This is a genomic window from uncultured Xylophilus sp., assembly GCA_913776965.1.
In the GTDB taxonomy this organism is placed as follows: Bacteria; Pseudomonadota; Gammaproteobacteria; order Burkholderiales; family Burkholderiaceae_C; genus Xylophilus.
Genome location: CAJYQL010000007.1, coordinates 1 through 12,866 on the forward strand (window position 1 = coordinate 1; position 12,866 = coordinate 12,866).

9 protein-coding genes are annotated in these 12,866 nt (G+C 70.2%); 3 read left to right on the forward strand and 6 right to left on the reverse strand.

The window, feature by feature from the left end; genetic code table 11:
* The 5 genes from nirB to QZ500_RS00780 form a co-directional block, all read right to left on the reverse strand.
* Positions 1-2,114, reverse strand: a 2,114-nt coding sequence (nirB, locus tag QZ500_RS00760; protein WP_295849649.1) for a nitrite reductase large subunit NirB, incomplete at its 3' end; no start/stop codon positions are given.
* A 458-nt stretch (positions 2,115-2,572) separates the two neighbouring features.
* Positions 2,573-4,036 (reverse strand): leucine-rich repeat-containing protein kinase family protein, encoded by a 1,464-nt coding sequence (locus QZ500_RS00765; protein WP_295849652.1) that lies wholly within the window; start codon positions 4,034-4,036, stop codon positions 2,573-2,575.
* 103 nt (positions 4,037-4,139) lie between these two features.
* On the reverse strand, positions 4,140-5,147 hold the full coding sequence (locus QZ500_RS00770; RefSeq protein WP_295849654.1) for a tripartite tricarboxylate transporter substrate binding protein: 1,008 nt from the start codon (positions 5,145-5,147) through the stop codon (positions 4,140-4,142).
* Positions 5,148-5,239: 92 nt separating this feature from the next.
* A complete protein-coding gene (locus QZ500_RS00775) occupies positions 5,240-6,133 on the reverse strand; it encodes an NAD(P)-dependent oxidoreductase (protein ID WP_295849655.1) in 894 nt (297 codons plus the stop codon).
* A gap of 36 nt (positions 6,134-6,169) precedes the next feature.
* On the reverse strand, positions 6,170-7,636 hold the full coding sequence (locus tag QZ500_RS00780) for an aldehyde dehydrogenase (RefSeq protein ID WP_295849657.1): 1,467 nt from the start codon (positions 7,634-7,636) through the stop codon (positions 6,170-6,172).
* Between the two features lie 142 nt (positions 7,637-7,778).
* Here QZ500_RS00780 and QZ500_RS00785 point away from each other — a divergent pair, with 142 nt between their 5' ends.
* The gene (locus QZ500_RS00785) at positions 7,779-8,567 is read left to right on the forward strand and encodes a helix-turn-helix domain-containing protein (protein WP_295849659.1); all 789 of its coding nucleotides are present in this window, start codon (positions 7,779-7,781) and stop codon (positions 8,565-8,567) included.
* Between the two features lie 300 nt (positions 8,568-8,867).
* Positions 8,868-10,538 (forward strand): PAS domain-containing methyl-accepting chemotaxis protein, encoded by a 1,671-nt coding sequence (locus tag QZ500_RS00790; RefSeq protein WP_295849661.1) that lies wholly within the window; start codon positions 8,868-8,870, stop codon positions 10,536-10,538.
* Positions 10,539-10,568: 30 nt separating this feature from the next.
* On the opposite strand, the gene QZ500_RS00795 is transcribed toward QZ500_RS00790, so the two are convergent.
* Complete coding sequence (locus QZ500_RS00795; protein ID WP_295849663.1) at positions 10,569-11,774, reverse strand: Fic family protein; 1,206 nt, start codon at positions 11,772-11,774, stop codon at positions 10,569-10,571.
* A gap of 395 nt (positions 11,775-12,169) precedes the next feature.
* On the opposite strand from QZ500_RS00795, the gene QZ500_RS00800 reads away from it, so the two are divergent.
* Positions 12,170-12,862, forward strand: coding sequence for a DUF4124 domain-containing protein (locus QZ500_RS00800; RefSeq protein ID WP_295849666.1), 693 nt, complete (start codon positions 12,170-12,172; stop codon positions 12,860-12,862).
* Positions 12,863-12,866: the final 4 nt, after the last annotated feature.

The window sequence follows — 12,866 nt, forward strand, 5'->3', positions numbered from 1 at the left end:
TTCCAGCCCTTCTCGGTGGCGATGATGCCCACGTCCTTGCCCTGCGCCTCGGCGCATTCGCGGGTGCAGCCCGAGACGCCGAACTTGATCTTGTGCGGCGCGCGCAGGCCCTTGTAGCGGTTCTCCATCTCCACCGCGAGGCCGACGCTGTCGCCCACGCCGTAGCGGCACCAGGTCGAGCCGACGCAGCTCTTCACCGTGCGCAGCGACTTGCCGTAGGCATGGCCCGATTCGAAGCCGGCCGCGATCAGCTCCTCCCAGATCAGCGGCAGCTGCTCGACCCGGGCACCGAACATGTCGACCCGCTGGCCGCCGGTGATCTTGGTGTAGAGGCCGTACTTCTTCGCGACCTGGCCGATGGCGATCAGCCCCTCGGGCGTGACCTCGCCGCCGGTCATGCGCGGCACCACCGAATAGGTGCCGTCCTTCTGGATGTTGCCCAGGTAGTAGTCGTTGCTGTCCTGCAGGCTGGCCAGCTCCTTCTTCAGCACGAACTCGTTCCAGCAGGAGGCCATGATGCTCGCCGCCGCCGGCTTGCAGATGTCGCAGCCCAGGCCCCTGCCGTGCTGCGCCAGCAGGTCGTCGAAGGTCTTGATCTGCCCGACCTGGATGAGGTGGTACAGCTCCTGGCGCGAATACGGGAAGTGCTCGCAGATGTGGTTGTTGACCGCCATGCCGCGTTTCGCCATCTCGGCCTTCATCACCTGGGTGACCAGCGGCACGCAGCCGCCGCAGGTGGCGCCGGCCTTGTTGCAGGCCTTCATCTGCGCGATGGTGCAGTTCCCCTCGCCGACCGCCGCGCAGATCTGGCCTTTGGTCACGCTGTTGCAGGAGCAGATCTGGGCGGTGTCGGGCAGCGCGTCCACGCCGAGGCCCGGCTTGGCCTTGCCGTCGGACGACGGCAGGATCAGGAATTCCGGATCTTCCGGCAGCGCGATGCCGTTCAGCGCCATCTGCAGCAGCGTGCCGTATTCGTCGGCGTTGCCGACGAGCACCGCGCCGAGCAGCTGCTGGCCGTCCTCGCTCACGACGATCTTCTTGTAGACGTTGCGGCGCTCGTCCACGTACTGGTAGTTGCGGCTGCCGGCGGTGCGGCCGTGGGCGTCGCCAATGCTCGCCACGTCCACGCCCATCAGCTTGAGCTTGGTGCTCATGTCGGCGCCGACGAAGGCGGCATCCGTCTGGCCGGCGATGTGCTTCGCGGCGACGCGGGCCATGTCGTAGCCGGGTGCCACCAGGCCGAAGGTCTGCTCGTTCCAGGAGGCGCATTCGCCGACCGCGTAGATGTCGTGGTCGCTGGTGCGGCAGGCGCTGTCGATCGCGACGCCGCCGCGCGGGCCGACCGCCAGCAGCGACTGGCGCGCCAGCTCGTCGCGCGGCCGGATGCCGGCGGAGAACACGATCATGTCGGTCTCCAGCCAGGTGCCGTCGGCGAACACCATGCGGTGGCGGGCGGTGGCGCCGTCGGTGATCTCGACCGTGTTGCGGCCGGTGTGCACCTGCACGCCGAGCTCCTCGATCTTGGCGCGCAGCACCCGGCCGCCGCCCTCGTCCACCTGCACCGCCATCAGCCGCGGCGCGAACTCGACCACGTGCGTCTGCAGGCCCAGGTCGCGCAGCGCCTTGGCGCATTCCAGCCCGAGCAGACCGCCGCCGACCACCACGCCGGACTTGGAGACCTTGCCCGCGGCGGTCATGCCCTCCAGGTCCTCGATGGTGCGGTAGACGTAGCAGTGCGGCCGGTCGCGGCCCGGCACCGGCGGCACGAAGGGGTTGGAGCCGGTGGCGATCACCAGCTTGTCGTAGGGCAGCACCTCGCCGTCGGCGGTGGTGACGGTGTTGTTGCGCCGCTCGATGGCAATGGCGCGGGCCTTGAGCCGCAGCGAATAGCCGGTGCGCTCGAAGAAGCCGTGCTCCACCACCGACAGCTCGTCGGCGGTCTTGCCGCTGAAGAATTCGGACAGGTGGACGCGGTCGTAGGCGGCGCGCGGCTCTTCGCACAGCACGGTGACCTCGACGCCGCCGGGCAGGTCCTGCTCGGCCAGGCTTTCGAGGAACTTGTGGCCGACCATGCCGTGGCCGACGACGACGATCTTGCGGGCGGGGTTTTTCATCGGGGGTCCTCTCTCGCGGATGGCGGGGGACGGGCGATGCGCCGACGACCCTCCGCAGGTGATACGGAAATGAAGGGGTTGGAACGTCCGGGCGCCGCGGTTGATGCGGCACGCGGGGTTCCGCCGTCATTGGCGGAGGGAAAACAATCGGTCCGCGGCGGCGTTACCTGCGGATGCGGGGAGTCGAGCAACTTCCGTGCCGCGGTGCTGCGGCAGGGATGCCGTCCTTGAATGCCAGGGGGCGCACCCATGAACGGCGCGGGATCGCCTCGTTCCGGTGCGAGAGGTCACCAACGCGGGGCGAGCGGCGGTCGGCAGACAGTGCGGCCCGCTGCCATCCACGCTGCTCGGCAACCCGGATCGACCTCGCCAGCCATCCCAGGTCGATTCGCTATCTTTTCGATAGCTGTCTGCGCACGCGCCACCTGCGCAAACGGCACTTTTCTTGGCGAAATCCGTCAGGCGGCCGCGTCGATGTGCGCAGCCAGCGCCGCATGCACGTCGGCCGCCGACGGGCGGTGCCCCGGCACGTCCTGCAGGCACCGCCCGGCCAGCGTCCGCAGCACGGCCGCATCGGCCGCGTCCGCCGGGTCGCGGACCGCCGCCAGTTCTTCCAGCAGGCAGCCCAGCGCCCGCACGTCCAGCGCCTGCCACCGGGCCGCGCCGACCGTCCCTGGCGCCGTGGGTGTGCCGAACGCCGCCGGCACCTGCCATGCCCCGCCGAAGTCGCCGAGCAGCGCCGCGCCGTCGGCCCTCGCCAACACGTTGTGCGCATACAGGTCGCCGTGCACGATGCCGCGCCCGTGCAGGTGCGCCGTCACCGCCGCGATGCCGGTCGCGATCCGCAGCGCCGCCCCCGGCGCCAGCCGCAGCCCCGGCGCATACACGTCGCGGGTGCAGGAGTCCAGCGACGGCGGCCCGGCCAACACGCCGAACGCCGGATCGACCAGCGGCATCACCAGCCCCTGCCGGCCCGCCGGATGGCCGACGATGCGGCCCCGCGCGCCGATCAGCTGCGGATGGGTGCCGGCCGCCATGCAGGCCGCCATCTCGCGCTGCGGCCAGCCGTCGCTGGTGACGGCGGCGCGGAACAGCTTGACGGCGACAGGCTGCCCGTCGTGCGCCGTTGCACCGGCGGTATCGGGCGTATCGGGCCGCCAGACGGCGCGGTGGATCTCGCCCGAGGCGCCCTCCCCGAGTCGCTCGCCCAGCGTCAGCTGCGACCAGGGGACTTCCGGCACCGCGCCGTCGTCACCCGGTGCTGCGCGCCCTGCGCCACCGTGACCGTCACCGCCGCCCATGTGGCTTGTGCTCCCGCCCGCGCCAATGCCGATTCCGGTTCTGTCACCACCCTCCACCGCCGCCAGCGCCGGATTGCCCGCGCAGGCCAGCCACGCCAGCCGCGGCAGGTCGGCCAGCCACGGCGGCAGCGCCTCGAACGCGTTGGCCGAGATGCGCAGCAGCTCCAGCCGCGCCGCACCCGCCAGCCCCTCCGGCAGCGCCTGCAGCCGGTTGCCCGCCAGCATCAGCTTCTGCAGCCGCGGCCGCGCGCCCAGCGCCGCGGGCAGCATGCCGACCGCGTTGTCGGTCAGGATCAGCCAGCGCAGCGCGGGCGGCAGGGAGGCAGCCGGCACATGGGCGATGCGGTTGGCCTTGAAGCCCACCATCTCCAGCGCGGGGCAGTCGCCCAGCACTTCGGGCAGCGCGGTGAAGCGATTGTCGGAGCAGAACACCACCCGCAGCCGGTGCAGCCGCCCCAGGTCGTGCGGCAGGGCGTCGAGCGCGTTGCCGGAGAGGTTCAGCACCTCCAGCGTGTCGGCCAGGCCGTAGATCTCGGGCGGGAAGGCGGTCAGGCCGCAGGACAGGTCGAGCCGGCGGATGCCGGCCAGGGCGCCGGAGCGGAGTTGGTCGAGGGTGTGCATGGGGGGCGGAGCATCGCATGGGCGGCACCGGCGATAGCCGGCCGCGCCGCCCGCACTGCCTGGTTCGCCCGGGCGTGCACGTTTCGCCCCTCGGGGGGCACGGTCAGTTGACCGTCGCGCCGGACGTCTTCACGATCTCCTGCCACTTGGCCGTTTCGGCCTGCATGAAGCTGCCGAAGGCCGCCGGCGTGTTGCCGACCACTTCGCCGCCCAGGTCGATCAGCTTGGCACGCATGTCGGGCTGGGCCACGACGCCGCGGATGTCCTTGCTGATCCGCTCGCGCAAAGCCGTCGGCATCGATGCGGGCGCCAGCACGCCGAACCAGGTCGCGGCCTCGAAGTTCTGCATGCCGGCCTCGGCGAAGGTCGGGATCTCCGGCACCTTCTCGACCCGGCTGCCGTTGGCCAGCGCGATCGGGGTGAGCTTGCCGGCCGCGATGTGCGGCAGCACCACGGTCAGCGTGGCGAACATCGCGTCCACCGTGCCGCCCATCATGTCGGTGATGGCGGGCGCGTCGCCGCGGTACGGCACGTGGGCCATTTTGGTCTTGGCCTTGACGTTGAACATCTCGCCCGCCAGGTGCTGAGCGGTGCCGTTGCCGGGCGACGCATAGGACGCCTTGTCGGGATTGGCCTTTACGTAGCGCACGAAGTCGTCGAGGGTGCGCACGTTGAGGCTGGGCCGCACCACAAGTACCAGCGGCACCTTGGCGATCAGCGTGAGCGGCGCGAAGTCGGTGACCGGGTTGAAGTCGAGCTTCTTGTAGATGCTGCCGCTGATCGTGTGGGCCGACGTGGTCATGTAGAGGTTGTAGCCGTCGCCCGGCATGCGCGCGACCTGGGCCGCGGCCAGCGTGGTGCCGGCGCCCGGCTTGTTCTCGATCACCACCGGCTTGCCCCACAGCGTGGCCATCTTGTCCGAAACGGCGCGCGCCACGATGTCGGTCGCGCCGCCCGCGGCGTAGGGCACGATGATCTTCACCGGGTTGGCCGGGAAGGCGGCGACGTCGCCCTGGGCGTGCGCCGCGCCGAGTGCGGCCGGCCCGATCGAGGCGACGGCCAGCGCCTGCAGCAGGCGGCGGCGGGTGGCGAAAAGGGATCGTGGGGTCATGGACGAGGTCTCCTGTAGGAATGGTTCCGGCGAGGCCGGACGGTCGGTGGCGCCGCGCGCCGGGTGGCCGGGGCAGCGCACGGCAGGGCGCGTCAGCCGCGGTCGCGTGCCATCAGGCGGCTGATCACCGGGTGGTACTGCTCGCCGAAGCCGGCGTCGATCGCCTCGGTGAACCACTGGTCCACCACGCGGGCGCCGCGGGCGTCCACGCCGCTCTCCTCGGCCAGCTTCAGCGCGTAGTGCAGGTCCTTGCGGGCGTAACGCACCGAGAAGGCCCGCTCCGGGAACGCGCCCGGCAGCACCGCCTTCATGCCGTGGTTGCGCAGCGCGAAACTGTCGGCCGAGCCTTTCGACAGGGTGTCGAACAGCACCTGCGGGTCCACGCCCGCGCGTTCGCCGATCGCCTTGGCCTCGCTGATCGCGACGACCGTCTCGAACAGCACCATGTTGTTGAGGATCTTCAGCACCTGGCCGCAGCCGACCGGGCCGCACAGCGCGATGTCGGAGGCGAAGGTGGCGATCAGCGGCTGCACCGCGGCGAACTGCTCCGGCGCGGCACCGACCATCACGGCGAGCGTGCCGGCCTCGGCCGCGGCGCGGGTGCGGGCCACCGGCGCGTCGATGAAATGCGCCTGGCGGGCGGCGAAGGCCTGGGCCAGGGCGCGGGTGGTGTCGACCGGCGAGGTGCTCAGGTCGACCACCGTCTGCCCGGGCCGCGCATGGGCCAGCAGGCCGCCGTCCTCGCGGCACAGCTGCGCCACCACCTCGCCCGAGGGTAGCGACAGGAAGACGACGTCGCACTGCGCCATCAGGTCCGCGGGCGAAGCCGCGCGCTGCACGCCATCGACAGCGAGCCGCTGCAGGGGGGCGTCGTCCAGGTCGCAGGCAGAGACCCGCGCGCCCGACTTGCGGGCCAGGTTGCGGCAGATGGGCTCGCCCATGACGCCCAAGCCGATGAATCCGATGTGTTGCTGCTGTGTGTGCATGGTGGGATGGAAAAGAAGTGCGGGCGGCGGCGGTGGTCACGCCGTGGCGCCCATGCCGACGTAGATGCCCTTGGTCTGCTGGTACAGCCGCATGCCGCCGATGCCCTTTTCGCGGCCGAGGCCGCTGTCCTTGAAGCCGCCGAAGGGCGTCGCGACCGACAGCTGCTTGTAGGTGTTGATCCAGACGGTGCCCGCCTCCAGCGCCCGCGCCACCCGCCAGGCCCGCGGGAAGTCCGCGGTCCAGATGCCGGAGGCCAAGCCGAAGGCCGAATCGTTGGCCTGGGCGATCAGGTCGTCCTCGTCGTCGAACGGAATCACGCAGAGCACCGGCCCGAAGATCTCCTGCTGCGCGATCGCCGCGCGGTTGTCGATGCCGGCGATCACGGTGGGCTGGTAGTACGCGCCGCGGGTCAGCCGGTCGCCGTCCGGCCGTGTGCCGCCGGTCAGGATGTCGGCGCCGGCGACCCGGGCGGCCTCGACCATCGCGGCGACCCGGTCGCGGTGCGCGAAGGTGGCCAGCGGCCCCATCTCGGCGCCGGGCGCGTCCGGCAGGTCCACCCGCAGCGCGCGGGCGGTGGCCACCAGCTGCGCGACCACCCGGTCGTACACGCCGCGCTGCACGAAGGCGCGCGAGCCCGATACGCACGACTGGCCGCTGCCCTCGAAGATGCCGCCGGCGATCGCGGCGACGGCCGCATCGACCGCCGCATCGTCGAACACGATGTGCGGCGACTTGCCGCCCAGCTCCAGCGCCACCGGCATCAGCTTGCGGGCCGCCACCTCGGCGATCCGGCGGCCGCTCTCGGTGCCGCCGGTGAACGACACCATGCGCACCAGCGGATGCGCGACCAGCGCCGCGCCCACCTGCTGCCCGGTGCCCGGGAGCACGTTCAGCAACCCCGGCGGCAGGCCCGCCTCGTGGGCGATGCGGCCGAGCAGCAGCGCGGTCGAGGGCGTGATCTCCGACGGCTTCAGCACCACCGCGTTGCCCGCGGCCAGCGCCGGCGCCACCTTCTGCGCCTCCATCGTCATTGGCGAGTTCCACGGCGTGATCGCCGCGACCACGCCGTAGGGCTCGTGCACCGCCATCGACAGGTAGTCGCCGCGCGAGGGGGTGACCTCGGAGCCGGTCGTCTCGCAGACGCCGGCGTAGTAGCGGAACGTGGCCGCGGCGCTCTTCACCTGGACCTGGCATTCGCGCCAGACCTTGCCGTTCTCCAGCATCTGCAGCCGCGCCAGTTCGTCGCTGCGTGCCTCCATGCCGTCGGCGATGCGCGACAGGATGCGGGCACGCTGCGGCGGCTGCATGCCGCGCCAGGTGCGGTCCCGCGCGGCGTCGTGGGCGTTGCGCACCGCCGCGTCGGTCGTCTGCGCGCCTGCGGCGGCGACGGTGTGGTTGGTCTCGCCGGTGGCCGGATTCACCGAGACGAGCGGCGCCACGCCCGCTTCGCCGTCGGCGGTTTCGCCGCCGATCCACATCTGTCGAAGGGTGTCTTGTGTCATCTGTTGCCGGTGCGGTTCACCGGATTAGTTCTGCCAAGCAGAACATATGTTCTGCAATTACCGCAGTTTAGGCTGGCACTGCCCGCTCTTGACCCCGGGTTTTCCATTACAGAACCATTGTTCTGTTTGGCAGAATGACGGCATGAACTTGCTCCCTGACTCCGATCCGCACGACGCGGATGCCCCCGGCGTCTCTGCCGGCTATGCCGCCAACATGAACGGCGTCGCCGCGGTGGACCGTGCGATGGCCGTCGTGCAGGCGCTGGAGACGGCCCGCCGACCGCTGTCGCTGGCCGAACTGGCCCGCACCACCGGCCTTTACAAGAGCGCGATCCTGCGGCTGGCGGTGAGCCTGGAGCGCTGCGGACTGGTGGTGCGGCGCGCCGACCAGAGCTACACCTTCGGGCCGCTCGCCTTCCGGCTGGGCAAGGCCTACGACGCGCAGGCGCCGCTCGAGACCACGCTACGCCCGCTGATGGACCGGCTGGTGCGCGACGGTATGGAAAGCCCCTCGTTCCACGTGCCGCACGACAGCGCCACCCGCCTGTGCCTGCTGCGCATGGACTCGCTGCACTCCACCCTGGACCGGGTGCGGGTCGGCGATCTGCTGCCGCTGGCGGCCGGCGCACCGGGCAAGGTGCTGCGGCAGGCGCCGCCCGACGCCCGCCTGCGCGACATCAGCCCCTGGCTGCAGCTCTCCTTCGGCGAGCGCGATCCGCACTGCGCGGCCGTCGCCGGGCCGGTGTTCGGCCCGGGCCATGTGCTGCTGGGCGCACTGTCGCTGTCCGGCCCGCTCGACCGCTTCGACGCACCCTCGGTGCGCCGGCTGGCGCCGGCACTGCTGGCGGCTTGCCGGGACGCGACCGCGACGCTGGGCGGCCAGTGGCCCGATGCGGAGGGAGCGCCTCCGGTCGACGGCCACGCCGGTTGATCGCTCCCGTCGGATTGTCTGTGCGCTGGCGCCGGCGCACGAGGCCGCGCCCTGCCAGGCCATGCACAGCAGTCTGACGGCGCCATGACATCCAAGAGCCGCTCTCCAGAAAATTCAACCCTACATATTTTGTGGCTAATATTTCTGGTCAGACCGGCACGGCACGGGGAACGCGGATCGATAGTCGCCGCTAACACTCGCATTCATCGACTGGCGGATGGCTTCGTTCACGCCGCAGGAGCCAGGCGTCGCCCAGCAGTGAACCCATGCCGGAACCCGTCGATTCCAGGAGCGTTGACCATGCGACAGAACCTTCCCGTCACCCAGCGCGAGTATCCGTTTCCCTCGGGCAGCACCCTGGTGTCCACCACCGACGTGAAGGGCCGCATCCTCTACTGCAATCCGCTGTTCATCGAGGTCAGCGGCTTCACCAAGGAACAGCTGCTCGGGCAGCCCCACAACATCATCCGGCACCCGGACATGCCGTCCGAAGCCTTCCGCGACATGTGGGAGACGATCGCGGCCGGCAAGCCCTGGTCGGCTCCGGTAAAGAACCGGCGGGCCAACGGCGACCACTACTGGGTCATGGCCAACGCGACGCCGCTGCTGGACGAACACGGCACGCCCACCGGCTACATGTCCGTCCGCACAGAGGCAACGCGCGAACAGATCGACAGCGCCGAGAAGCTCTATGCCCGGATGCGCGACGAAGCGGCGCGGGGCCGGCAGACGCTGGTCCTGCGCGAAGGCCGGCTGGTGCAGCAGACGCTGGCGGGCCGGTTCGCCGAAGCGGCACGGCTGGGCCTGTCGGCCAAGCTGCTCGCGGTGCTGTGCGCGATGCTGCTCGTCGTGTCGCTCGGCGTCGGGCTGGCCGCCCGGCACGGTGGCCCGGGGGCTTTCGGCGTGGCGGGTGCGGTGGTGCTCGCGGTGTTGGTGGGCGGATGGCGCCTGCTGGCGCACATGCTGGTCGCGCCGCTGGGCGCGGTCGTGCAGTCTGCCAACCGGCTGGCCGCCGGCGACCTGACCCGCACCACGAGCAGCCGCCGCAGCGACGACCTGGGCCGGCTGGACCGCGCGTTGGGGCAGCTCGGCGTCAACCTGTTCTCCGTCGTGCGGGACGCCCGCGACCAGAGCCGCGAGATGCTGCACGGCGCCCGCGAGATCGCGCAGGGCAACGGCGACCTGTCGCAGCGCACCGAGTCGCAGGCCAGCAGCCTGCAGCAGACGGCCGCCGCGGTGGAGCAGATGACCGGCGCCGTCCAGCAGACCTCGGACAACGCCGCGCAGGCCGCAGCGCTCGCCCGCGACGCCCGCGACATGGCCCGGCAGGGCGACACCGCCGTCCAGGAACTGGCGACGACGATGCAGGACATCCAGGCCGCCTCCGCCCGCGTGGGCGAGATCACCGAAGTGATCGACAGCATCGCCTTCCAGACCAACATCCTGGCGCTGAACGCCGCGGTGGAAGCCGCCCGCGCCGGCGAACAGGGGCGCGGCTTCGCCGTCGTCGCCGCCGAGGTCCGCACCCTGGCGCAGCGCACGTCCACCGCCGCCAAGGAGATCAAGGGTTTGATCGACACCGCCATCGGCACCATCGCCACCGGCCAGAGCAAGACCGGCGCGGCGCAGAAGACGATGACGCAGACCGTCGACGGCGTGAACCGGGTGACCGCGCTGGTCCAGGAGATCAGCGCGGCGGCGTCGGAACAGCTGACCGGCATTTCGCAGATCAACGCCGCGGTGGCGCAGCTGGACACCATCACCCAGCAGAACGCCGCGCTGGTCGAGCAGATGGCCGCCTCCGCGCAGGCCCTGACCGCGACGGCCGGAGCGGTGAACGAGAGCGTGCAGGTGTTCCGGGTGGACGGGGATGCCGGGGCGGCGGGGGATGCGGTGGCGCTGCGGAAGGCTGCGAAGGGGGCGCCGCAGGGGATGTCGGGTCGGATGCTGCAAGGGGAAGTCACGGCCTGATGCGATTTGCGCAGCGAGCGAGCGGCGCTTTCAGTCCGCTTCCGCCTCCGGCCAAAGATGGGGGAAGTAGAAGCGCAACGCATGCTGCGGCACACCGAAGCGCAGCCGGCCGTAAGGTGAGTCAGCCACCACCAGCCCCCGCCTGAGCAATGCACTGATCTGCGCCGTAGCCAGCCGGTCGCCGAGACCCAGCAACGTCTTGAATTCGCCGCGCTCCAGCTCCAGCCGGCTCAGCCAGAGGTAATGCAGCGCGCGCAGCGATTCCGTCCGTACGCCCTGGCGTACAACGTTCTCTTCGTAGGCCAGACAGGCGGCGATGCGCTCCTGCATGCCGGCCATGTCGAGCAGCCCCGCCATGAAGCGCACCTGGTCCCGGCACAGTGACAGCACGTAGCCGATCCAGTCCACCAAGGCCGCTTCCGACAGCTGTCCGCGCCCGTCCAGGTCGCCCCGCCTCGGGTTGTCGGCATCGGCCAGCAGTTGGTAATAGCGCTGCTGGGTGCGGGCGAAGCCGCGCAGCGGCGACCACAAGCCATTGGTCAGGCCCTCCGCGCCCAGCGCCAGGTAGGTGTGCAGCCGCGCCACCCGGCCATAGCCATCCTGGAAAGGATAGATCCACGCCAGCCGGTGGTGCGACGCCGCGATCGCCACCAGCCGCAACTCGCCGCGCCGCACGCCGCCATAGAAGCTGCTCCAACGCTGCAGTAGTGCGCCCAACGCCGCATGGGCCGGCGCAGCATGGATGCCGACGCTCACCTCGCGGTCGCGCAATGCGCCCGGCGCCAGCGGCTGACCATCCTCCATCACGCGGTCGGCCGCATCGAGCCGCGCGAACAGGTCCTGGTGGATGTCGCGCACCATCTGCGGCGACCAGACCTCGGCGTCGGACCACTGCGGCCAGCGTTGCTCCAGTTCCGCCTCGGTCGCCATGTGCGCCAGGGCCAACCGCTGGCGACGTGCCTCGTCGGCATTGGACGAGTAGTCGTCGCTCAACGCCCGCTTGATGTCGCGCGGCAGTGTGTGCTGGCCCTCGATGCGGTTGCTGTAATAGGAGTTCATCGCCCGCAGCAGCTGGCGCAGTTCCAGCGGTGCGCCGGCGGCCTGCAGAGCGAGCGCCTCGCGCTGCAGGTCATGGGCCTGCTCCAGCAGCGGGCGCAGGCGATGTTCGCCCGGCAGCAGCGGCTCCATGTCCGCGGGATCGTCGTAGAGCCGGAATTTTTGCGACTTTTCTGCCATCTCCAAGTCTATGTGCTTAAAGATAAAAACATGGTTTCTGCGACATTTTTTGCGACTTTACGGTATGTCGGTAGAGCGGCACTGCGCCGGTCGTGTCCAGTGCTCTCTTGGTTCACCTCCCTTGCACCACCGAACTGTGGGATTAGTTCAACCACCGAGGGGGGTACCAGTTGCTCACGGGCAGAACCATGCCAGCATCCACGATCTGCGGCGTGTTAGCTAGGCCGTAGAGCTTGGGCGGAAAAGCGGTTAGGCACAGGATAGGTCGAACCGGCGGATGCCGGCCGGGGGCCGGAGCGGAGCTGGACGAGGGTGGACAGGGGCGGACATGGCAAATGCGTCAGGCGCCAACGCCCTACCGCGGCCCCTACACTGCGCGCCAGGAGGAATTGGCGATGGGTTTGATAGACCGCGACTACATGCGTGAACGCCGGCCGGAAGACATTAATTTCCGCCCGCCACGCCGCCGGCCGTTGTCTGCTTGGGCGATCACCCTGATCTGCTGTGCCGTGCTTGCAGGTTTGTACCGCGCTGCCGACGTATACCTGGAACACCGTGCTGCGCAGGAAGATGCGCGCCGTCGTGCCCAAGCCGCCGCAGCGGCTGCCGCCAGCCGCACAGAGCCAGCCGCGATACGTCGTCCCAATTCCGACTATTTTCCCGGCGCGCCCGACCATCCAGCTACCGGCTCTGTCGCCCCGACAGCGATACGTCCGCCTCCTGCAGTGACAGTCAGCAAATGCGTGGATGCACGTGGCCGCACTGCCTATTCCGACGGCCCCTGCGCCACCGGAGAGCGCGCATCGCGCGTGGAGGCCCGGCGCGACATCAATGTGGCAGACGCAGAGCCGGTGCCGCTGGCGCAACAACGGTCGACCTATGCCAACGCGCAACCCGCTGGAGCCCTGTTTCCGATGGGTGCTGCCCAGCCCTACGCTTACGACCCACGCGTTACCTGCGCCGCGCTGGACCAAGCCATCGCCGCCTATGACGCTCAAGCACGGCAGCCGCAGAGTGCGCCGATGCAGGACTGGATCAGTGCACGTCGCAAGGAAGCGCGGGATCAGCAGTTCCGGCTGAAATGTTGATTGC